The sequence below is a fragment of the Clostridium tunisiense TJ genome (assembly GCF_000300195.1).
GTDB lineage: Bacteria > Bacillota > Clostridia > Clostridiales > Clostridiaceae > Clostridium_J > Clostridium_J tunisiense.
This window is the reverse complement of record NZ_AMQH01000019.1, coordinates 1-23,717: the sequence shown is the minus strand read 5'-3', so window position 1 is coordinate 23,717 and position 23,717 is coordinate 1. Positions and strand designations below refer to the sequence as shown.

Annotated in this window: 24 protein-coding genes and 1 riboswitch; of the genes, 6 read left to right on the top strand and 18 right to left on the bottom strand. The window is 31.3% G+C overall.

The features are described 5' to 3' along the window. Window positions 1–27: 27 nt before the first annotated feature. The 10 genes from hypB to C661_RS0118725 form a co-directional block, all read right to left on the bottom strand. Complete coding sequence (gene hypB / locus C661_RS0118770) at window positions 28–699, bottom strand: hydrogenase nickel incorporation protein HypB (protein ID WP_026051122.1); 672 nt, start codon at window positions 697–699, stop codon at window positions 28–30. A gap of 272 nt (window positions 700–971) precedes the next feature. Next, the gene (locus C661_RS0118765; protein WP_017416879.1) at window positions 972–1,991 is read right to left on the bottom strand and encodes a DUF5692 family protein; all 1,020 of its coding nucleotides are present in this window, start codon (window positions 1,989–1,991) and stop codon (window positions 972–974) included. A 114-nt stretch (window positions 1,992–2,105) separates the two neighbouring features. Beyond that, window positions 2,106–2,681, bottom strand: a complete 576-nt coding sequence (locus C661_RS0118760) for a TetR/AcrR family transcriptional regulator (protein WP_017416878.1) — start codon at window positions 2,679–2,681, stop codon at window positions 2,106–2,108. 243 nt (window positions 2,682–2,924) lie between these two features. After that, window positions 2,925–3,350, bottom strand: coding sequence for a GNAT family N-acetyltransferase (locus C661_RS0118755; protein WP_017416877.1), 426 nt, complete (start codon window positions 3,348–3,350; stop codon window positions 2,925–2,927). Window positions 3,351–3,495: 145 nt separating this feature from the next. Then, window positions 3,496–3,879 (bottom strand): RidA family protein, encoded by a 384-nt coding sequence (locus C661_RS0118750; RefSeq protein WP_017416876.1) that lies wholly within the window; start codon window positions 3,877–3,879, stop codon window positions 3,496–3,498. Window positions 3,880–4,115: 236 nt separating this feature from the next. Beyond that, window positions 4,116–4,805, bottom strand: coding sequence for a radical SAM protein (locus C661_RS0118745; protein WP_017416875.1), 690 nt, complete (start codon window positions 4,803–4,805; stop codon window positions 4,116–4,118). Window positions 4,806–4,807: 2 nt separating this feature from the next. Further along, window positions 4,808–5,365, bottom strand: a complete 558-nt coding sequence (locus tag C661_RS0118740) for an ECF transporter S component (RefSeq protein ID WP_017416874.1) — start codon at window positions 5,363–5,365, stop codon at window positions 4,808–4,810. Then, window positions 5,366–6,337, bottom strand: coding sequence for a nucleoside hydrolase (locus tag C661_RS0118735; protein WP_017416873.1), 972 nt, complete (start codon window positions 6,335–6,337; stop codon window positions 5,366–5,368). A gap of 273 nt (window positions 6,338–6,610) precedes the next feature. Then, window positions 6,611–6,654: riboswitch (PreQ1 riboswitch) on the bottom strand. A 224-nt stretch (window positions 6,655–6,878) separates the two neighbouring features. Beyond that, window positions 6,879–7,376: an RNA polymerase sigma factor gene (locus tag C661_RS0118730; protein ID WP_017416872.1), complete on the bottom strand. Its 498-nt coding sequence runs from the start codon at window positions 7,374–7,376 to the stop codon at window positions 6,879–6,881. Between the two features lie 47 nt (window positions 7,377–7,423). Further along, window positions 7,424–8,728, bottom strand: coding sequence for a DUF4179 domain-containing protein (locus C661_RS0118725; RefSeq protein ID WP_017416871.1), 1,305 nt, complete (start codon window positions 8,726–8,728; stop codon window positions 7,424–7,426). A gap of 230 nt (window positions 8,729–8,958) precedes the next feature. On the opposite strand from C661_RS0118725, the gene C661_RS0118720 reads away from it, so the two are divergent. From C661_RS0118720 to C661_RS0118705, 4 genes are read left to right on the top strand one after another with little or no spacing between them, the layout of a single operon-like run. Then, window positions 8,959–10,137, top strand: coding sequence for a MalY/PatB family protein (locus tag C661_RS0118720; RefSeq protein ID WP_017416870.1), 1,179 nt, complete (start codon window positions 8,959–8,961; stop codon window positions 10,135–10,137). Beyond that, window positions 10,138–10,953, top strand: coding sequence for a transporter substrate-binding domain-containing protein (locus C661_RS0118715; protein WP_017416869.1), 816 nt, complete (start codon window positions 10,138–10,140; stop codon window positions 10,951–10,953). A gap of 12 nt (window positions 10,954–10,965) precedes the next feature. Further along, window positions 10,966–11,634, top strand: coding sequence for an amino acid ABC transporter permease (locus C661_RS0118710; protein ID WP_026051120.1), 669 nt, complete (start codon window positions 10,966–10,968; stop codon window positions 11,632–11,634). Between the two features lie 10 nt (window positions 11,635–11,644). Next, entirely contained in the window at window positions 11,645–12,382 is a 738-nt protein-coding gene (locus C661_RS0118705; protein ID WP_017416867.1) for an amino acid ABC transporter ATP-binding protein, read from the top strand. A 224-nt stretch (window positions 12,383–12,606) separates the two neighbouring features. Here C661_RS0118705 and C661_RS0118700 read toward each other — a convergent pair whose 3' ends face one another. The 8 genes from C661_RS0118700 to C661_RS0118665 all read right to left on the bottom strand — a co-directional run bounded on the left by C661_RS0118700 (window position 12,607) and on the right by C661_RS0118665 (window position 21,385). Beyond that, window positions 12,607–12,975 carry an HsmA family protein gene (locus tag C661_RS0118700; protein ID WP_017416866.1) on the bottom strand — a complete coding sequence of 123 codons (369 nt, stop codon included), beginning with the start codon at window positions 12,973–12,975 and terminating at the stop codon, window positions 12,607–12,609. Between the two features lie 299 nt (window positions 12,976–13,274). Further along, entirely contained in the window at window positions 13,275–13,832 is a 558-nt protein-coding gene (locus C661_RS0118695; RefSeq protein WP_017416865.1) for a TetR/AcrR family transcriptional regulator, read from the bottom strand. Between the two features lie 314 nt (window positions 13,833–14,146). Next, a complete protein-coding gene (gene ppnP, locus C661_RS0118690) occupies window positions 14,147–14,428 on the bottom strand; it encodes a pyrimidine/purine nucleoside phosphorylase (protein WP_017416864.1) in 282 nt (93 codons plus the stop codon). Between the two features lie 20 nt (window positions 14,429–14,448). Then, entirely contained in the window at window positions 14,449–15,261 is an 813-nt protein-coding gene (proC, locus tag C661_RS0118685; RefSeq protein ID WP_017416863.1) for a pyrroline-5-carboxylate reductase, read from the bottom strand. A 20-nt stretch (window positions 15,262–15,281) separates the two neighbouring features. Then, a complete protein-coding gene (gene hypD, locus C661_RS0118680; RefSeq protein ID WP_017416862.1) occupies window positions 15,282–17,660 on the bottom strand; it encodes a trans-4-hydroxy-L-proline dehydratase in 2,379 nt (792 codons plus the stop codon). A 6-nt stretch (window positions 17,661–17,666) separates the two neighbouring features. Continuing rightward, window positions 17,667–18,569: a trans-4-hydroxy-L-proline dehydratase activase gene (locus C661_RS0118675; RefSeq protein WP_017416861.1), complete on the bottom strand. Its 903-nt coding sequence runs from the start codon at window positions 18,567–18,569 to the stop codon at window positions 17,667–17,669. A 294-nt stretch (window positions 18,570–18,863) separates the two neighbouring features. Further along, entirely contained in the window at window positions 18,864–19,424 is a 561-nt protein-coding gene (locus C661_RS0118670) for a helix-turn-helix domain-containing protein (RefSeq protein ID WP_026051119.1), read from the bottom strand. Between the two features lie 452 nt (window positions 19,425–19,876). Further along, entirely contained in the window at window positions 19,877–21,385 is a 1,509-nt protein-coding gene (locus C661_RS0118665) for a DUF1846 domain-containing protein (RefSeq protein WP_017416859.1), read from the bottom strand. A gap of 565 nt (window positions 21,386–21,950) precedes the next feature. On the opposite strand from C661_RS0118665, the gene C661_RS0118660 reads away from it, so the two are divergent. Together C661_RS0118660 and C661_RS22960 are read left to right on the top strand one after the other, a co-directional pair. Then, on the top strand, window positions 21,951–22,412 hold the full coding sequence (locus tag C661_RS0118660; RefSeq protein WP_017416858.1) for a redoxin domain-containing protein: 462 nt from the start codon (window positions 21,951–21,953) through the stop codon (window positions 22,410–22,412). 350 nt (window positions 22,413–22,762) lie between these two features. Further along, window positions 22,763–23,716 (top strand): CAP domain-containing protein, encoded by a 954-nt coding sequence (locus tag C661_RS22960; RefSeq protein WP_017416857.1) that lies wholly within the window; start codon window positions 22,763–22,765, stop codon window positions 23,714–23,716. Window position 23,717 lies beyond the last annotated feature (1 nt).

Sequence of the window (23,717 nt, the reverse complement as noted above, 5' to 3'; positions counted from 1 at the left end):
TCCCCCCAAATAATATCTATTATAGCCTTAGTTTTCATTCCATTTCTTAACTTCCGTTCTTATCCATTCTATCCATTCTTCAAGGCCTTCACCTTTTTTCGCTGTAATTGGAATAACCTTAATATTAGGATTTAGTTTTTTCACTCTTTCCTTTACAGCTTCTAAATCAAAGTCAAAAACACTTAAGGTATCCATTTTATTAATTAATAAAACATCAACAATGGAAAACATTAAAGGATATTTTAGAGGTTTATCATCACCCTCTGGAACACTTAGGATCATGGCATTTTTTGATGCACCAGTGTCAAATTCTGCTGGACACACTAAATTACCTACATTTTCCAAAATTACAAAATCAACCTCATCTGTTCCTAGACCTTCTAATCCTTGTTTAGTCATATCTGCGTCTAGGTGACACATTCCCCCTGTATGTAATTGAATTACCTTAGCTCCAGTCTTAGATACTGTCTTAGCATCTACTTCAGAATCAATGTCCGCTTCTAAAACCCCAATATTCATTTCTCCCTTCAGTGCTTCAATTGTTCTTAAAACTGTTGTAGTTTTTCCTGATCCTGGTGAGGACATTAAGTTTAATAAAAAGGTTTTCTCCTTCTTAAGCTCTCCCCTAAGTAAGTCAGCTTGTTTATTATTATCTTCAAAAACACTTTGCTTAATTTCCAAAACCTTGTAATTGTCCATGTTATTTATACCCCATTCCATTTTAAATTCTTAATTCTATGTTTAGTTTCAAGTCTCCTTACACCTTAAAGCTTCTTAAGAAAACATTTCTGGCTTCCTTAAGAAACTTGAAGCTAATAAACCTTCCTCTTAGATTCATGATGCCAATAAAAAAGCACAATTGCTTTAGCGGATTGTTATTTTTTTATCATTCCTCATTATATATTTAGGGAACCAAAGTCAAGGTTTACTTATATATGAGTCAACTTTAGTTCCCTTAAAGGTTGTTATAATTATAGTGAATTATTTACTTGCATCTCTATTGAGTTGCTCTTTTCTGCAAGTGCTTTTACTTCTTTATATTTGTTTAAATCCGTATACAATTCCCCCATATATGGATTTCTCTTTGTCTTAACTGCTTTGTAAATCATATAAGCAACCACGGCTATATTAGATATTAAAGATAAAAGACTAAAAATAAAAAGTGCTGTAGTATTATAAGTTGATGCTACTACAAAAGCTCCTTTGTCAATAAAGGCTGGGAATGTCTGCGCAAACATACACCAAATCGCTAAAGTTTGCGCACGATGCTGTAGCCATGCTCCTTTTCCCACAGTAAAAGCACAAAGAGTTGGTGCTAAAAGTAGTGCAAAGCCACAGTACCAAGCATGTCCAGGAAGACAATTATAAGTATAAGCAAAATTCCAAAGGTCATAAGCTATAATCCAGAACCAGAGCATATCAGGCCAAATCATGTCTCTGCTGCCATCTTTAGCTGTTTTCTTACGTATACATATTCCAAGCCATCCAGTAATAGCAATTATATTTAAAATTCCAGCAATACCATTCATGAAGTTCCATGAGCCACCAAGTACATACATAGCATCGTCAGCTAATATTCCTCCACCAGCATATTGCAAGCCAACCTGAAAATCACGAGCAACAGCTTCTAATATGTTAATAGCAAGAATTAATGGTGGAAAGCATAATGCCCACTTCATTTCAGACACTCTCCACTCCTTACCAGTTAATTTATTTCTTCCCTTAACATGTCTAATACACCAAAATCCTATACATCCAGCTGTAGAAGAATAAACTTTTGCTAAATGAAACCAATCAGTATAAGTAGTGTCTTTTAATGCTGTAAACCATATCACTGAAAGTATTATTGGTAAAATAACAAAACAGAAAAACCCCACTTTCTTAGACCTTCTAGTTACTTCATTTAACCCAAAGAGTAATGCAAAAACCAGTATCCAGACACCCCAAACGCTTAATACTGTTGCTCCCTCTGCATAATTAAAAACAAACATATTTTTACCTCCCTAAATGAAATCTAAATTTGTTTTTAATTTAATTATACAGTTATTGTAAAAACCCCTTCAATAGACACATAACCTAAAGTGTCTGATTTGAAGGGGTTTAAATCAACCTTTGAATTCATATTTTATAAAAGCATCTACAGAACGTGAAATGCTTCCAGTTATCATTAAAAGAAGCTTGTCTAAAATAACTTTTGGCTCTTCTTTCATACCATCACATACCCAATCCATCATAAGTCCATTAAATACATGTCTATAGAAATTAACAATGAAATCTCTATCTTTCTCTTGTAATTTTACGCCCATATTACTCTCACATTCTTTGACTACGTAATGAAGTAATTCATTTGAGAAGTCTATAAAATAAACCTTTACTTCTGACCAGTAGGAAGACTTACATATATGAAAAATCATTGTTGAGTTTTTCTTCAAATAATTCATTGTTGCCAGAAAGCCACCCTCCCAAGTTTCAAAGGTTCTATTTTGCGCAATCTCTGCATATAACTCTTCCACTATTGTGAAATTAAGTATGTCTATAATATCCTTAAAATAATAATAAAAAGTCTGCCTATTTACTCCACAATGAATACAAACATCTTTTACGGTAACCTTATCTATGGATTTCTTGTTTAATAAGTCCTTGAATGAATTAATCATTGCAGGTTTAGCACACTGCTTCATGAACATCTCCCCCAAAATGTAATTACTCTACAATTTCTTGTGTTTTGCTTTATTCCAAATTTTACATTTATACGGCTATTATACCATTTATAAAATATATTATCATTCTATATTCTTGCAGATTTTAGCAATACTTAGTATTATAAAAAATGAGCTGTAAACTCTAATTCAAAGTTATAGCTCATTTCTGCCCTTTATATATTTAAATTACAATTACCCTTAATAATACTCCAAAATTTACATTTATATATTCTTCTTAAGGTAATATCTCATATGGCTAGCTGGACAGTTCTCCAATACCCCAAAAATTTCATACCCATGTTTAAGATAAAAATCCTTTGCTTGAAAATCAAAAGTATCTAAGTGAATTAATGAACAGCCCTTTTCCTTTGCGATTTTTTCCACATCCCTTAAAAGTATTGAGCCGTACCCCTTTTCCCTAAAACCTTCCTTTACCCATAGTACGTCTATGTACATACAATTCCAACAGTATAATAGAGCATTTACTCCAGCTACAATCTCTTCATTATCTTCTTTAATAATTCTGCTTATTGGTATAAAGGTTGGTTCTTGAGTAAAGGGTACTTTTGAATTATTATATTCAACTATTCCATCGTCAACTATCCTGAGACTTTCCCTAGTTCCTTCTTCTATTACGTAAGTTTTCATATTTAAAATCTCCCCCATTTTACATGTACTCACTAAAAAAAGTTTATACTATTAATATTATTTACTTCATTATAGATATAGCTTGAAATTTACATATAAAGCTTAAGGCCCTGTATAGAAAATACAGAGCCTAAACTAGTAATTACTATTTATTTCTATATGCAATCATCTCAATTTCAACTCTAGCCCCTAAAGGAAGTTCCCTAACCCCTATAGTTGTGCGAGCTGGTGGCGGTGAATTAAATTGCTTTGAGTAAACTTCATTCATCTCTTCAAAGTCTTTCATATCAATTAAATACACATTTAACTTCATAACATCATCAGACGTCAATCCTGCAGATTCTAAGATTGAAAATAAGTTTTTAAAACACTGCTGAGTTTGTACCCTAATATCTCCATCTACTAAAATTCCTGTAGCTGGGTCAATTGGTGTTTGCCCAGAAAAATAAACTAAGTTCCCCATTTCTACAGCTCTTGAATATGGCCCAATTGGCGCTGGACCTTCTGAATTAAAAGCTTTTCTCCCCATAACATAGCCTCCTAAAATTCATTTAAATTTGTTAATCCTATTTTAAATCATTCTCTAATTATTTGGCATATATTTGTATTATAACCCAAATAATTACATTTTTCCAGAAAAATAAGCATCTTTTAGAAAATATATTATTATCTTCTAAAAGATGCTTATTATTATTTATAAATCTAAATATGTTAGCACATGTAACTTTAAGTATTTGAATCTATATAATACTTGTTATTATCTTATTAATCTCCTACACCAAAATCCGTATTGTTATACAAAACTTCTATATTAGGATAATTATTTAAATAACTATATTTCTCTTTAAACCAAGTGATTAATTTCTCATCCCTCTGAAGTTTAGAGGTGTTCGGAGTAAATATATTAATAGTTCCATGAGAAAAATGCTTTAAAGTTATTTCTATGTCTTTTTCTATCATATCTTTTGTTTGTCCTTTTATTCCTACCATTAAGCAAGGAGAATCAAAGAACTCTTTTACTTCTTCTGGAGAATTAAATTTAGCATTTTTATTTAGAACTTCATTTCTAAAATGGTAATCAAAGGTCTCTACTCCTATTTTAAAGGTTATAGGTATTTTAAAGAAATCCCTCATTTCCTGTAATCTATTTCGGTAGCACCAATGGCTTTCAAGAAATAATTTCTCAATGCTCTTTTCCTGAATAACTTCTTTAATTTTAAGTAAGGTTTCTTCAGGAATCTCAAAGCAGCTACCTGAATTTATTACCTCTAAGGTTTTATACTTTCCAGAAACATTTTTTAAAACCTGAAAATTAAGTTCATTTATCTCCTGTCTTGATTTAGAGTTATCAGAAATGTAATCACAAAAGGAACACTTCCCCCAACCACAAGGAAACGCTTTTAAAAGTACTATTTCTCTTTTATTTTTATTCTCAATCACACTATATCTATCCATTTTTAGCTCCTTACTAATCTTTGTTTCAAGCCTCCTGGAATTCCTACCAACACTGTGGTTGCTAAGGAAACTGCTACAAACTTGTCTGCATAATCAGTTATGAATTGCACTATAAATACACTTACAACCTTATTAACTCCAAAGCCAGATAACAATTGAACAATATAGGTAGAACCTGAAGAAGTAATTCCTCCAAATAAGTAAGCGGCTATGACAGCTCCTATAAAGGAAGAAAATATTGATACAGTTAACACTCCTAAAGGCATCTTAAACTTATTCATAAAACCCTTTTTATACATAATACCACCAATAAGACCAGTAAATATTTGCACCGGTGCAAAGTATAATGAATATATATCAAAGGTTATTCCACTGACAATACTACCCAAAAGTCCAGTAACAACTCCATATATTGGCCCTAATATAAAGGAAACCATAATTGTTCCGATGGAGTCTAAGTATATGGGTAATTTAAGATTTAGAGCTATAAACGCTCCTACAATATTTAAGGCTATACCAAAGCCTACTATAGTTAACTTTAATGTTGAATTTCTGTTCATTTATATAACCCCCTTAACATTAGCTATTACTTCTGCACTCTCTGGAAACAACCTTTGAAGAAACATATACATAAATTTAGAAGCATCCACTTCCTGTAAAACTACTGAATTATGCTGTTTTTTCCAAAAGTCCTCCACATCCACTATAGTCTGTCCCATTGCAATTCCATCCTTAACCACTTCTGTGTATGAACTGAAACCACTACATAAGGACCTGTCTATAAAATAAGCTACAGCTAAAGGGTCATTAATTACACAACCAATTATACCTTCCTGCTTCCAGTGAAAGTCCACATAAAACTTTGTTATATCAATTATATATTTTGCCACTTCCCCACCTAATCTATTAATTAAATCAAGAATGTTAGGTGTTAAAACTATTCTTCTTGTCACATCTAAGCCTATCATGTGAACTTTCTTTTTTAGATTCTTATAAACATAATCAGCACCATGAGGATCTACCCAATAATTAAACTCTGCTACAGGCGAACAATTACCATGGCTTCTAAAGCTCCCTCCCATGGATACAAGTTCATCTAAGTTATTAAAAACTTCTTTATCTCTCAATAATGCCTTTGCAAGGTTAGTTAGTGGTCCTAAGGCTATAATTGATAGTTTATCTTCAGTTCTAAGACTTTCAATAATAAAATCAACAGCCTCATTTCTTACTATGCCACCTTCCACCTTGGGAAAGAAACACTGTCCTACACCATCTTCTCCATGGGTATCCTGAGCAGTTACTAGTTCCCTTACCAGTGGATTTTCTTCTCCAAAATATACAGGTATGTGAAGAGACTTAGTTATTTCTAATACCTTTAAAGTGTTTTCCACCCCTTGCTTTGTTGGAACATTACCGCATACCACAGTGATCCCTTTAACCTCTAACTCAGGGGATTTAAGAGCTAAAAGCAGTGCCAAAGAATCATCAATTCCCGGGTCACAATCAATAATTACCTTTCTCTTTCCTTCCATTTTCCTTCTCCTTTTCTCATTTAAATTTTAGGCATTTTCAGATGCCTTACCTGAGAACGGAACATACAACTTTTTTAGCTTTAAATTACTATAGCATCTTTATAAAAGAAACCTTTAATTTCATTTCATCCTTATATTGATGTGTTACTTTTTAACATATAACCACTACTTATAATTCCAAAATCTTCATATTTATTATAGTTTTATAAAGAAGGTCTATAATTTTTCAAAAAACAAAAAAAGCTATACCTAAGGATACAGCTATACCGTATTAAATCCTTAGTTTTTTATACTGGGAGTTCTCGAACCAGTCCCACTAAAATTAGCGGATTTATGGATTTATATTTAATTTCCATTAGGTATTATATCATAGATTTAACCGCAATTATATAGGGTTTTTTATACATAATTGGAACTGTACTTAAAGAAACTCTTACAAACTAAAATAATCTATAAACAAATCCTTTTATAGATTTGCTTATAGATTATTATTTTACTTCTAGCTAAGTTTTGAAATAACTTTTTCAATAAAAACTTCTTGCTAACTTGAAATCTTGATCTCTAATCTTAGTAGCTTTAATGCTTTGTGTAGTTTGTTTTTCACTTGTGATGTGCTAATATCAAGTAATTCCCCAACTTCCTCTATGGTATATCCTTGAAAATACTTAAGTATAATTATTGACCTAAGTTCAGGAGAAAGCATGTCTACCGCCTCATAAAGGTCTTCATAGTTTCTATCCCTATGGATACCTCCTGTAATTTCAACATCATCAATATAAATTACCTTAGAATTTCTTTTTATATAATCAATAGAACAATTTACAATAATCCTTTTCAACCATCTATCCAATAATGAGTCATCCTTCACTGTATTTAGTTTTTTATATGCTTTCAAAGTACTTTCTTGTAAAATATCCATTGCGTCATTACTATTTTTAACATGCATATATGCTAATTTATATAAACTATTTTTTTCCTTTATAATTAATTCTTCAAAAATTTCTTCTAACTTTTTTTGTTCCTTGTTTTTAAAAAACAAATAAAATCTCCCCCCTTTCAAAATTGCAGAAGTAACTTAACGTGTACTTATTCCACTAACTTCATCTTAAACCCTTCTGTTATACAACCTTCTACCTTTTCTACCTTAAGAATAACTTTGTCACCTTTCAATTTTACAAACTCTAATTCCTGATTTTTGCTAACTTCATTTATATGCATCTCTTTAATCTCAATCTTCTCTCCTTTTTCATTTTGAAACTGAAGACTGAATTCCACTTTCTTTTCCGAATTATTTAATATTATTTTGTTCCCCTTAATGTTCACAAGCTCAATACCTAAGCTATTTTTTTCTACTTTTCTATTCTTTAAGTCTATTGTTATATATCTATCTTTCTTATCCACATATTCAATTCCGTCACATTTGAAAGTTAATCCATTAGTATTGTTTATACCACCTACAAAATCCATAACAAGTTTATTTTCAACTGATAAATTTTCATAACCAATTGGGTATGAATACTCCTTACCACTTTCATCAATAAGTTTTGGATTGACAACCTTTATCATATCGAAATCCTCACTTATAAGACTTGAGAATACTCTGCTTCTTGTTTCCGATAGTTGAAGTTTTTCTATTCTTTTTGTTCCAATTTTAGTTTTAACTTCCTTGCCCTTTAACACTAAAGTATTTAAATCATTATTGAATATTTTCTCATCTAGTATTATTGGAATAGTTAATGTTGCTACTTTACTCTTTTCAAACCTTTCTTTTATATCTTGTTGTGCTTTCTCATCTAACTCATAAAAACTTGCCGATGTTATATCAAATGCAGGGTCATGTTTATAAACTTGGAACTCAATATTAAACTCTTTAACTAACTTATCAGTTGAAACTTCTATTAATTTTTCATCCTCCCTTAGTATCTGACAATCCCAAGGTAGCTCAGTATCTTTACCACTGGCTTTAAACTTTATTTCTCCAATCATCAGGTTATCTCCTTTAAGGTCGTAATCTATCCATAACTTTAAGTTATCGCCAGCAATAGAATTAACAATTACTTTTGCTCCATTATCTTCTGCTGTAACATTAATCTTCTGAATTTCACCCTTGCTTACAACATTTTTAAGGCCTTTATCTAAGGTTACAAACTTCACTAGTTTATTTATTACAGGAACTCCTTCTAATGCATAGGCAATATTAGGAGATAGATTAATAATCATAATAAAAGCAATTATAGCTACTGCTATTCCACCAACACCTTTATTAAGCTGCATAATCTTTTTGACTTTATGATTTCTTCTTAAAGTGTTTCTTAAGTTTTTTTCAAGTTCTTCTGGAACTTTGATATCTTCATATTTGTTTATGCCATTTTTTAAAAACTCATTATCCACAAAATAACCTCCAAAAATATTATTTTAAATTTGCTTCTTACTAGTATAGACTTTTCATATTAGGTTTTTGTTTAAGTAGTTACAAAAATTTGTATATTAACTTGGTTATTTATGTATATTACAAATAGTTTTATACTGTTCTATTCAAATTTAGTATAAGTATTAACATAGCTCTGTAACATATGTTAGCATTTATATGAAAATAGCCTGAAGTGTAAGGTGGTGATAAATTGTATAATTTTAATGAGATTATCAACAGAAAGAATACTTATTCTTTAAAATATGATGGTATCCAGGATAGATTTGGATTTTCCTATGATGACTTGCTTCCTCTTTGGGTTGCAGATATGGACTTCAAAACGCCACAACCTATAAGAGATGCTTTAAAGGAAAAACTAGATCAGGGAATTTTAGGTTACAGTGGTGGCTATGAAGATGTCTATGAATCTGTTATTAACTGGTACAAAAAAAGACATGATTTTAACTTAGATAGATCTTGGTTAAATTTTAGTGGTACTTTAGTTAATGTTCTTAACAGATTAGTGAAAACATTTACAAATGAGGGTGATAGTATTATTGTCCAACCTCCAGTTTTTCCTGCTTTTTTTGATGCTATTACAAACCACAATAGGGTAGTAGTTGAAAATCCTCTTGTTTTTAAAAACGGAAGATATGAAATGGACTTGGAGGATCTTAAAAGAAAGATTAATCCACAGGTTAAAATGATTATACTATGTAGTCCTCATAATCCTGTTGGAAGGGTTTGGTCAAAAGATGAATTAAAAGCTGTTACTGACATCTTATTAGAAAACAATATTCTTATTGTATCAGATGAAGCTCATAGTGAATTAGTTCTTAATGGGTACAAGCATCATTTCATTAGTACCATAAGTCCCAAAGTAGCTGATAATAGCATCCTATGCGTTACTACTCATAAAACCTTTAATATGGCAGGACTTGAAATATCTAATTTGATAATTCCTAATAAGGAATTAAAAAAAGCCTATGAAGGGTCATTACTTAAAGATGGTATAAACAAACCCAACCTATTGGGCTTAACTGCAGTAAAGGCAGGATTTGATCATTGTGAACAGTGGCTTGATGAACTTTTATTGTATATTGAAAATAATTTAGACTTTGTTCATGAGTACTTAAAAAAGTATTTACCTAATATTAAGCTTATTAAATCTGAAGGAACCTTTCTAGCTTGGCTTGACTTAACCGCCTTAGGACTGCCTCCAAAGACAATGGAAAAGCTACTGCTAGAGAAAGGGAAACTTTTAGTTAATCAAGGATATACCTTTGGTACTGGGGGAGAGGGTTTTATTAGAATTAATGTTGCCTGTCCCAGAAGTACTTTAGAAGAGGCAATGAAAAGATTATATTTCGCATTTAAGGAGGAACTATAAATGAGATTAAATAGTAAAAGATTAATAACCCTTGTTAGTGCTCTTATGATTGGAGCATCATTGTTTAGTGGATGTAGCGCTAAGGAAACTGCTGATACCAATGCAAAGGTAACAGAAAAATCTTTAAAAGTTGGAGTATCTGTGGAATACTATCCCTGGTGTTTTAAACAGGATGACAAGCTCCAAGGCTTTGAAGTTGATGTATGGAATGAGATAGGAAAAAGAGCTGGTTACAAAGTAGAGTTTCAAGCTTCTAAATTCAGTGGCCTATTTGGAATGTTAGACGCCGGTCAAATTGATACGGTGGCTCACCAAATCTCAACTAATGAAGAAAGGCGAAAAAAGTATGATTTTACTGAAACTTATGCATATAGCAATTATCAATTCGTTTTGCCTAAGGATAGTAATTTAACTAAAATCGAAGATCTTAAAGGAAAAAAAGTGGGTTGCGTTTTAGGTGGAAATGGTGAAAAAACTATTAGACAATTAAACGAAGAGAAAAGTTTAGGTTTAGATATAGTAACCTATGACGGAACACCTATGGAAAAAGACATAGAAATTGGAAGATTAGATGCTGGTTGGCTTAGTGAGGTAAAAGCTAAAACAACTATAGAAAAAGGCAATTTACAGCTTAAACTTGCAAACACCACAACTGGTGTTTACGAAATAAATCAGTATCCATTTAGAAAAGAAGAACAAAGCAAACCAAAAATTGAAGATGTAAATAGAGCAATAAAATCAATGCATGAAGATGGTACTTTTACAAAACTATCACAACAATGGTTTGGATTAGATACCACTAAAGAAAAAAAGTAATTGGTACTTGAAATGGCAACTTTTGATTATAGCTTCTTATTAAAACTACTTCAAATTATGCTTAAGTACGTAAAGATTACCATTGCTCTTTCCCTTATTTCATTGCTTTTTGGATTACTTTTAGCCTTTGTAATTACACTGATTATAAATGCTAAAGTTCCAGTTCTTAGCTCCATGGCTAAAGTTTATGTATCCTTTTTTAGAGGTACTCCTCTAGTTGCACAGTTATTTTTCCTATACTTTGGATTAATACAAGTTATTCCAGCTCTTAAGGGCTTGAATGGTTTTACTGCGGTGATTATTGGATTAAGCTTGAACTCAGCCGCCTACTGCTCCGAAACTTTAAGAGGTGCAATATCTTCTGTAGATAAAGGCCAAATGGAGGCAGCTCTTTCCTTTGGAATGACATATTTTCAAGCTATGAAAAGAATTGTTTTACCTCAAGCAGCAAGAGTTGCGATTCCTGCACTAACAAGCAACTTTGCAGATATTGTTAAAGGTTCTGCTTTGGCTTTTACCTTAGGAGTTACAGAAATAATGGCAGCGGCTCAATCAGAAGCAGCTTCTAATTATAAGTTTTTAGAAGCCTATACCTGTGTCATTTTAGTTTATTGGGCATTGATTTCAACTATAGGATTTATTCAAAAAAAATTAGAAGTCATTCTAAATAGAGCTTATTAAGGTGATATATATGTTAAAAATAGATAACTTAAAAAAAAGTTTCGGTACTAATAAGATTCTAGATGGTATAAACTTAACTGTAGTAAAGGGTGAAGTTATTGCCATAATAGGTTCCTCGGGAACTGGGAAATCCACATTGTTAAGATGTATTAATTTCTTAGAACATGGAGATGAAGGTATTATTACCCTAGGAAATACCATAATAGATGTTAAAACTAAAAATAAAAATAATATCCTCACTATTAGAAAGAAAACTGCTATGGTTTTTCAAAACTATAACTTATTTAAAAATAAGACAGCTTTGAATAATATTATTGAACCATTGAGAACAGTAAAAAAAATATCTAAAAATGAAGCTGAATCAATAGCACTTAAATATCTAAAGCAAGTTGGATTAGAAGAAAAAAAAGATGTTTTTCCTTCTAAGTTATCTGGTGGTCAACAACAAAGAATAGCCATTGCTCGAGCATTAGCTATGGAACCAGAAATAATTCTAATGGATGAGCCCACGTCAGCTTTAGACCCAGAGCTAGTTGGTGAAGTTCTTGAAGTTATTAGGTCTCTCGCAAAAGAACATATGACCATGCTTATTGTAACCCATGAAATGAACTTTGCAAAAGAAGTCGCGGATCGTATAATTTTAATGGAACATGGGAAAATTGTGGAGGATGGTAAACCCTCAGAGCTATTTGATCCTTCAAAAAATACAAGAACTATCAAATTTGCAAGCAGAGTTAAGAGTTTATAATATAACTAGCTTAGAGTAAAACCGTGAAAATACTAGTTTAAATAAAAAAATCTCTCAAAATTACCCATTGAGAGACTTTTTTATTTTTACATTGTATTAATAATGCAAAATATCTATATCATTGTATTGTAAAACAAAATCTACTACTTAATTATTCTAATATTTATCTATATATTAGTTAATTAATTAGAGGCTAATTTTCAACTCTTAAAGTAATAAATTTACTACTTACTCATTCCAACTATTGCACCTGAAATAAATGGGATTAGCCAAATTAACCAAACAATTATACTAAATTTATGGAAGCTCATTTTAGCCTTATCGTCATTTTTCTTTAAAACAACTGTGGCCCATCCGGCATGGAATAACATTAAAACTATGGCAAAGAAACCCGTAATACTATGAAAGTTTATACCAAACCCTACCCCAGCAATTTTACTCATAATGGTTGTACCTAATGTATCAAAAACTAGTCCACACCAAAATACAACTAAATGCCACTTTTTTAAGCTACCTTGTTTTTTTTCACTCCATACTCCAATAGTATAAAATAGAAATGCTAAATTAATAGATATTACTGCGTAAATTAACATAAATATTCCTCCTTTTTTAATGTTGTTTACTTAATATGAAAATAAAATTTATCCTTCAAATAACCAAAGATACTTCATTTCCCATCAGTGAACAATGTTCATTTATATTTATATTAAAAATCATACCTATAGATATGATTTTTATTAGCATAATAGTAAATTTATAGTTTTTACCTACTTTAGGGTTCCATGATGAATTTTTAACTTATTCATATTCATAATCTCCTAAGAGAACAATGGCAGGATTACTGTATAAGTTAAGTTTTAACTCTAGTTCCCTGTAACTTGATTCTACAAATTTATTTAAGCAAGACTTTTAAAATATTTTCAAAATTTTTATATTTGTATGTAGGTGTTTGAATTATTGATATAAAGTTCATTAAAATAAACTTAGCTAGATCATAAGTACTTAAATTTATTAATATACTTTTCCCTTTAACTTCTTCAAGTAAGATTTTTTCTATATCAAGAATTAATCTATGAATAAAAATGTTTTGTCTTTGCAATCCACCTTCTACATAATCCTTGTTATCATACAAATCTGGCTTTAGCCAAACTTGCTTGAAACTAGTAATAAACTCTTTAAGTATTTCATGAATTTTAAATAGTTTAATGTAGAAATCTTCTTGAGACTCCATAATTATGTTAAGTCTTTCAAAACATTGATTCCAATGTTGTTCCATCATTTCAATAATAAGGTCTTTTTTTGTAGGATAATAATTGTAAAAAGTACCTATTGCTATATCACAAGACTTAGCTAAAGCTCTCATACTTAGCTTAGAGTATCCTTCTGTAAATAAAATTTCTTTAGCTTTTTTCATAATAAGTTCTTTTGGATTTTCAATTGTCCTAGCCAACTTTTACACCTCTATTCTTCTTCTGAACACTGTTCATTATATTGGCTTTTATTCATGTTGTCAAGTGTTATTCTTTTAATAATAACTATTTTATTTTTATAGTTTTAAAATTACGCTATTAATATTTTAAAGCTTATAAGATAATTAGGCTATATTAAAATTAATGCTACAATATAAAAAAAAAGATGCAGCTTATTGAATAACCTACATCTTTCTACTAAGGATATACTCATATTAATAAAGTAGTTCCAAAAGATACTTTCTATATTAAGTACTTTTCCCTTTAAGTTTCTTATATAAATAGGTTACATATCCTATTTATATAAACACAAATATGCAGTTTCTTCACTAACCTTTACCTGAAACTTCTCATTTGCTTCTACTATAAAAGTTTCATTTTCCTTGAACTCTTCCCAGCAATGGCAATTTGGTAGCTTTACTAACATCTTTCCACTAGTTATTGTCATAAACTCCTTACTAGAGGTTCCAAATTCATATTCTCCTACAGCCATCACTCCAATTGTAGCTGCTCCATTATCCTTTGTAAAACTTATAGATTTTACTTTTCCATCAAAATATTCATTTGTTTTAAACATTTTTTTCCTCCCATATATTCCTACTTTAAATTAGAAATTTCTATAGACTTTTTAGTGCAATTTCTCATTGCTGATATTACTGCTGTTCTTAACCCCTTCTCTTCAAGAGTTGCTACTGCTTCTATAGTTGTGCCACCTGGAGAACAAACCATATCCTTAAGAGCTCCTGGATGGATTCCTGTTTCTAACACCATTTTTGAAGCTCCAAGGACAGCTTGTGCTGCAAATTTATATGCCTGATTTCTTGGCATGCCGTCAAGTACAGCAGCATCTGCCATAGCTTCTATAAACATGTATACATAAGCTGGTGAAGAACCACTTACTGCTGTTACTACATCCATAAGCTTTTCACTTACTATTTCTGCCTTACCAAAACTTTCAAAAATGTTTACTATTTCCACTAGTTCTTCCTTTGTTATTACTTCATTTCCACATATTGCTGACATTCCTTCTCCAACAAGTGCAGGTGTGTTTGGCATTACTCTAACCACCTTTACTTTTCTTCCAAACATGTCTTCAGTACCCTTTATATCCTTACCAGCAGCAATAGTTACTATTATTGCATTTTCTTTAATATGATCTTTTATCTCATTAATTACTATTGGATATAAATTTGGTTTTACTGATAAAATCAAAATATCTGCATTTTTAGCTACTTCCCTATTTGCAGTAGTTATGTTTATTCCATATTTTAACTTTGTTTCCTTAAGACTCTTCTCATTTAGATCTGCAACAGTAATTTTATCTGAAGTCACTATATTAGCTTTTATAATTCCTCCTATCATTGCAGTACCCATGTTTCCACAGCCAATAAATCCTATTGTTTTGTTCATTACATACCTCCATAATGTTACTAACAAGCATTACTTCCTTCAAAAGCTTGTTCAGTTCTATCTATAATTTCATTTTGTAATACTCTATCCAAGTTATTAAAGTAATCACTATATCCAGCAACACGAACAATAAGATCTTTATATTCCTCTGGATTTTTTTGTGCTTCTATAAGCAATTCCTTGCTAACAACATTGAACTGAATATGATGACCATCTAGTTTGAAATAAGTCCTTACTAAATTAGCCATATTATTTAACCCTTCTTCACCTTCAACTACTGATGGAGTAAACTTTTGATTTAATAAGGTTCCGCCAGTTTTTAAATGGTCCATTTTTGCTGCAGATTTAACTACTGCTGTAGGCCCATTTGTATCTGCACCCTTTTCTGGTGAAATACCTTCTGAAAGAGGCACATGAGCCTTTCTTCCATTTGGAGTTGCACCAATTACTGAACCAAAATAAACATGACAGGTTGTGGGTAGCATATTTATTTTAAACTCTCCACCCTTACCATTCTTTCTTCCATCAACCTCTTCGTAAAAGGCTTGGAATATTTCTTGCATTATACTATCTGAATAATCATCGTCATTACCATACTTTGGTGTTCTACTTTTTACTAATTTTAAAATGTCCTCATGACCTTCAAAATTACTTCTTAATGCCTCCATGATTTCACCCATAGTTATATTTTTTTTATCAAAAACTTGATATTTCAAAGCAGTAAAAGCATCAGTAATAGTTCCAATTCCAACACCTTGAACATAGCTTATGTTATACCTAGCTCCCCCAGCATTGTAATCTTTTCCTTTGGAAATACAATCATTTGTCACAACAGAAAGAAATGGTACTGGCATTCTAGTAGCATATATTTTCTCGATTATTCTATTTCCTTTGATTTTTATATCTATAAAGTGGTTCAGTTGTTTTTTATAGGCCTTAAATAGTTCTTCATAAGTTTCAAAGTTAGTAACCTGACCAGTTTCAATACCTATTTTCTTGCCCGTAAGTGGATCTACACCGTTGTTTAAGGTGATTTCTAACACCTTTGGTAAATTAAAATATCCTGTAAGAATATAGGCTTCTTTTCCAAAAGCCCCAGTTTCAACACATCCACTATTACCTCCACAGCGAGCATCTTCTAAAGATTTTCCTGCATTAATCATCTCTTGAATTACAGCATCTGTATTAAACATGGATGGTTGTCCCCATCCTTTTCTTGAAATTTCACAGGCTCTTTTAACAAACTTCTGTGGACTCTTCTTGCTTATTTGAACATTTGAGCTAGGTTGTAATAATCTCATCTCATCTATTACGTCGAGTATTATATAACTTACCTCATTAACTCCATCAGAACCATCTAATCGCAATCCTCCAACGTTGATATTTGAGAAATCTGTATAGGTGGCACTTTCCTTTAGTGTTATTCCAACCTTTGGTGGCGCTGGCTGATTGTTAAACTTAACCCAGAAACACTGCAGTAGTTCTTCAGCCTCTTCAGCTGTTAAAGTTCCGGCTTCAACTTCTTTTTCATAGAATGGATATAGGTGTTGGTCCAATCTTCCAGGACAGTATGCATCCCATGGGTTTAATTCTGAAATAACGCATAAATGTACGAACCAATACATTTGAAGAGCTTCTCTGAAGTTTCTGGGTGCCTTTGCAGGTACATGACTGCATACTTCGGCAATATAAAGAAGTTCTCCTTTCTTAGTTAAATCTTCTTCTTTTTCAGCAAGTTCTTTTGCGTACTGAGAATAACGAGCACCTAATATCATTATTGCATCACAAGCAATACTCATTGCTTCAAGTTGATCTTTCTTAGCTAAAGCTTCATCATCTTTAAAAAAATCTAGATTTCTAATAGCACCCTGGATATCTTTCTTAAAATCTAAGAAACCTTTTTTATAAATTTTATCATCACAAACTGTATGTCCTGGACCTCTTTGTTCCATAAATTCTGTAAACATTCCTGCTGCATAGCATTCTTTCCATTCCTCATCCATACTTTCTAGAATTTTATTTCTAATTGATCTTTGTTCCCAGTAAGGAATTATAACTTCTTTTTGCATTTTTATATCTTCTTTTGTTGATTTAAAAGAAATATTTTCACGTTTATTCATAATTTCCATATCTTCAATTGTATGACAACATAATTCCGGATAAGTAGGAGTTGCTGCAGGCTCTTCACCTCTCTCACCAACTATTAATTCACCATCATTAATACAAAGTTTCTTTTTTGTCATTAATTCCTTTAAAACTAAAGCTCTTAATACTGGTGTAGAAACCTTCCCCTCATATTTTTTATAAACTTCATCCACAATTTGAGCTCTCTCCATTGAAATACGAGGAATTGCATTTAAGCTTTGCTCTCTTAACTTTTTTACTCTCTCATTAATCATACTTAACTACCCCCCTATTTTTACTTTCATTCCTGCTTTTCTAAACTTCTCTGCTATTTCAGTCATTCTATCCTCTGATGGTTTTTCTATGCCCAATAACTTATATTCCATGTTTAATCTTTTATATTTGTCCATACCCATCTTATGATATGGTAATAAATTAACCTGTATTATATTTAAGTTTGACAGGTAACAAATAGCTTCAGTTATATGGGCATCATCATCATTAATACCAGCAATTATAGGCATTCTAATAAAAATATTGCAGCTCCTGGCTGAAAGCCTTTTTAAATTTTCTAATATAAGTTTATTTTCTACTCCTACATATTTTTTATGTTTTTCATTATTCATGATTTTAAGATCATATAAAAATAAATCTACTTTGCCTAATATCTTTTCAAAGCTTTCCCAAGCAGCATATCCACAAGTATCTACAACTGTATGAATTCCTCTAATTTTACACCCTTCTAATACCTTTTTTAGAAAATCTACATGAATTAGTGGTTCCCCCCCTGAAAAGGTTACTCCACCATTAGATTCCTCATAAAAAGCCTCATCTTTTATAATTTCCTTCATCAACTCTTTTACTGTAAAATTCCTTCCTACGTATTCCCTTGCATTATTAGGACAAAAATCAGCGCACTTTTCACAAAGATTACACTTGCCTTTATTCATTGTTAAATAATTATCCTTAAATTCCAAGGCTTTTCCTTCACACCTCTTTATGCATTTACCACACTTTGTGCATCTTTCTTCAAAATAAAAAATTTCAGGATTTAGGTTTTGACTTTCAGGATTATGGCACCACCAACATTCTAAAGGGCAACCCTTTAAGAATACCGTAGTACGTATCCCTGGCCCATCATGAACTGAAAACTTTTGAATATTTACCGTAGTCGCAGAAATCAAGTAAGTCCCCCCCTTATTATTGTTATTTTTTTAACAATTACATATATGTTTGATTTTTATTTTCAGTAAAAACCCCAAAATAAAAATCTATTAACTACAAAGTGTTCCTAAATAATTTAAAAGAAGTTTATAATTTCATAGGGAACCAAATTTAACAGCATAATTTTTATATTATGTTCACTTGATTCCCCTAAAAGCTCTTTTCACTGACTAAACTTAATTACAGCTAAATAGTGTACTAACCCTATATTTATCAAGTATTATTAAGTTAAAGAGTTTATCTATTTAACACATCTATTTTTGCAAGAAATTCGGCGTGTGTACAGTAATCATTTTTACTGTCATACTAGTTCTATTGTACCAATTATGTATTATACTTGAATCATAATGCGCACTATCTCCTGGATATAATTCATAGGTTTCGTTGTTAAAAACTAATGTGAGTATCCCTTCCATAACATATACAAATTCTTGACCTTCATGTTGATATTGAGTAACTGGTTCATCACTATTTCTTGGAAGAATCTCAATATATCTAGGTAAAAACACCTTATCCTCGCTGGAGTTTGTTAGATTATAATATATAAATTGATTGCTATTTATTTGGATTAACTCCTTTTCATAACTTCGAAGCACAATTTTTTTATTTTCTTTTGGACTTACTAAGAAATAAGACAGGTCTACCCCTAATGATTTAGCCAAGTTATAAAGGGTATCCACTGCTATAGTTGTTAATCCTCTTTCTAACTGAGATAAAAAACCTATGGACAGGTTAGTTTTTTCGCTTAATTCTTTTAGAGTTAAGTTCTGACTATTTCTCAATTCTTTAATTTTGCGTCCTATATCTTCTATCATGTTATATTCCCTCTTTTCTCTTTTATAGTTAATTATATCATAACTATAAAAATTTCCGTAAGAAGGCATTTATATTCACTTTTCACATTCTTGAAATAAATTTTCACATTTACCTTAATACTACAGTATATTATTGGATCCTCAGTTTATAAATTTATATAAACTGCCCACTTATTTTCATGTTTCAGACTGCTTTATCATTAAATAATTGTTTTTACTATACTTATATATTAGTATAGTATTTCCAATTTGTCTATATCTTTTTTATTTATAATGAAATTATATTTCATATATATGAAATATAACTCTAATAACACTTAGATTTTGTAACAGCAATCCTTTCAACAGTTATGAAAACAAAAAAGATGTAGGGTACATTTTTCAATACCTACATCTTTTTTATTAATTATTAAATATTATTTTTTTTAGGAAAACTTATATTTAGCGGTTAATTATTCGTTATAATACAAGCTATCTGAAGCGTATTCTGGGTCTGAAGTCACATCTATCCCAAGTTTTCTAAAGGTTTGCTCATCAGTTGTACTTAGTATAGTTGTTGAGTGAGCCTGACAACTTTTAAGCACCGATAATTTTTCTATAGCTAATTGAGCCATAGGATTAGTTGCAGCACTGATACTTAGTGCAATTAAGATTTCTTCACAATCTAAGGCAGTAACCTTGCTACCAAAGTTTTTTGATTTAAGATTAATTATTGGCTCAAGAATTACTGGTGAAATTAAATGAATCTCGTCTGGTATATTAGCAACATGCTTAATAGCATTCAGCACTACTGCAGCAGTAGCATCCATAGTCTCTGAGTTCTTTCCAGTTATTATTGTACCATCTTCAAGTTCAAGAGCTACAGCAAGACAAGGTTCATTTTTACAAGTAATTTCCTTAAGCTTTGCAGCCTTTTCTCTTGCTGGTACAACTACTTTTCTGTCTTCTCCCTTAAGATTAAGTTCTTCCATAATAAGTTTTGCTCTATGGTAAGTATCTAAATCTACATATCCCTTTTTATACTCACAACCAGTTTTAAAATATCTTCTAATTATTTCCTGTTTCGAAGCTTCTTTTATTACTTCATCATCAATAATCCCAAAACCAACACGGTTAACTCCCATGTCTGTTGGCGATTTATAAACAGATTCTTCTTTTGTAATTTTTTCTATAATTCTTCTTAATACTGGGAAAGTTTCCACATCACGATTATAATTTACTGCCACTTCATTATAAGCATCAAAGTGGAATGGATCGATCATATTGGCATCCTTTAAATCAACTGTGGCTGATTCATAAGCAATATTTAGTGGATGTTTTAAAGGCACGTTCCACACTGGGAAGGTTTCAAATTTCGAATACCCTGCAACTTTGCCACGTCTATGCTCATGATATAACTGACTTAGGCAAGTGGCAAGTTTTCCACTTCCAGGGCCAGGAGCAGTTACTACAACTATTGGTTTTGTAGTTTCTATGTATGGATTTTTACCATAGCCTTCATCACTAACAATTATATCTACATCTGTAGGGTATCCCTTTGTAGCGCTATGAGTATAAACCTTGATTCCTCTACGTTCTAGTTTATTCATAAATTGTGTAGCTGCAGGTTGGTTATCATACCTAGTTACTACTACACTATTTACATCTAGCTCGTAGGATCTAAGATCGTCAATCAATCTTAACACATCCATGTCATAAGTTATGCCGAAGTCTCCACGAATTTTATTTCTTTCGATATCACCAGCATAAACACAGATAATAACTTCAACTTTTTCTTTTAACTTGTGTAGCAATTTAATTTTTGCATTCTCATCAAAGCCTGGAAGTACTCTTTTAGCATGTAAATCGAATAAAAGTTTTCCTCCGAACTCTAAATAAAGTTTGTCATAATCATTAACTCTTTCAAGAATAAACTTTGATTGTTCTTCTAAATATTTTTTGGAATCAAATCCTTTTTTCATAATCTACCTCACTCATATAAAATGTCCTTTGATTATTTTATCATAAATCTACATAAAATTAAGAGTTTATAATAATATTTTTTGTAAAATATTATTTTGGTTAAGAAATCGCTAAAAACATTGAATTTTTCTTGTTACTAAAATTGAATTTTCCCACTTTTATGAAAATGTCTTTTCTAAGCTTTAGTAAGTATTTGTACATAGGTGTAAGTATCTCTTCTCTATATTATAAAATTGTAATGCTACTCATTGAAAGAAATTTGCTTTCTAAGTTTACCTTCACCAATGCTTTTAAGTGACCTTTTGAATTTAGTTCCTATAGATATTATCTTGTATTAAAAAAAAATTTTAATACTCTAATTTAGTTTTAAAAAGCTTGTAATTCAGTACTACCTTTTTAATTTATAAATACAGCTACAACCTCTAGTTATATCGTAACAATATAATTTTTCTATATACCTACATATTTCAATTGCAGTTGATGAAAAGAGGCTAACCAAATTTTTCATAAATTAATCAAATTACTCACATACTACTACTATATTTTCATAAAGGAGTTGTGTATATGAGTTTAGTTCAGGTTGGAGCTGTAGCTCCAGAATTTTCAGTTAAAGACAATAATGATACGCCCTTACATTTATCAGATTTCAAAGGAAAAAGAGTCCTACTTTCTTGGCATCCAGTTGCTTGGACACCAGTTTGTACAGACCAAATGCGAGCCTTAGAAAATAATTGGGAAAAGTTTCAGGAATTAAATACAATTCCTCTTGGTTTCAGTGTTGACCCTACCCCTTGTAAAAAGGTATGGGCTGTTGCACTTGGACTTAAAAATCTAAGAATTCCTTCTGATTTTTGGCCCCACGGAAAAGTAGCAAGAGATTACGGTATTTTCATGGAAGATGAAGGTATGTCTGAAAGAGTTAATATTATAATAGATGAGAATGGTGTAGTTCAATGGGTTAAAGTATACCCCCTAAATGAACTTCCCAATATTAATGAGGTTATTGAAGTATTATCTAATATGTAGCAAAAAAAACTGCTAATTTTCTAATATAGTTATTAGGTTTAGCAGTTTTAAATTTGTATTTTTCCATCTAATGAAGCACATTATACTTTAGTTAACTAGCATCATGTATAGAAATTCAACTAATAAATCCACATATAAAACCTTTATGATTTTAAACAATAAATTTTAAAGTGGATAATTTTACCCTTATTATGAAAACCTTGGACAGGGGTTGTTTTAGTTTTTATCCCATGTTAAGATATGTTCATCAGCAAGGCACCTAAGAAATAAAAGCTACTGATTGCACGATGGAGTTACACATACCCCCAAGAAAGCAAGGAGCAAAATAAAAAATAAGGAGTTGTTGATATATGATAACAAATAAATTATTAGCTTTAGTTTTATCTCTATTTACTGCAGGAGGTTCTGCTTCAGGAGTAGCTGCTGGAACAGCTACAAATAAAGTTGAAATGCCAAAGTTTCCTACGCAGCAAATAGTTCAAAGCCAGATTTCAAATTCACAAAATAGTGGACAAACTATAAATCTACCTTTAAACTTAAGAAATTCTTGTGATGGTATTGCACCAGTACAAGTTCAATTACCTAGTGATAATTGTGTAGTTGCTGATGAAGACAATTCAGTGGTAGAAACACCAGTAACAAATGAAGATAATAACGTAGAAGTTCCAGTAGTAGAAAATCCTAAAACTGAAACTCCAGTTGTAGAAGAACCAAAGACTCAGGTTCCAGTAATTGAAGAGCCAAAAGTAGAGGCTCCAAAGGTTGAAGTACCTTCAAAAGAAGTTCCAAAAACAGAAGCTCCAAGAGTTGAAGAACCAGCTACAACGCCAAGTACAACAGTACCAAGTGGTGTACCTGCTAATCCAAATAATAAGAGCTTTAAATATCTAGATGCAGTGGAAAAGGAAATCCTAACTTATGTTAATCAAGAAAGAACTAAGGCTGGACTTAAGCCATTAGCTTGGGAAGAAAACATGAGGCCAATTGCTAGATATAAATCTAATAACATGCTTCAATATAACTACTTTGAGCACAATACACCATCTCTAAACAACGCTAGCCCAATGGACTTAGCAACTAAATACTTCAAGTATAACACTAATGGATATGGTGAAAATATATTCTATAGCCAAGGTTACCCAGAAGCTACAACTACAGCTAAATACTTAGTTGATCAGTGGATGAACTCTCCAGGACACAGAGCAAACATTTTAAGTGCTAACTGGACTAAAATGGGGGCAGGAGTAGTATTCAGCAGCCAAGGAAACTATGTTTACGCAACTCAACATTTCTCAACTAACTAAT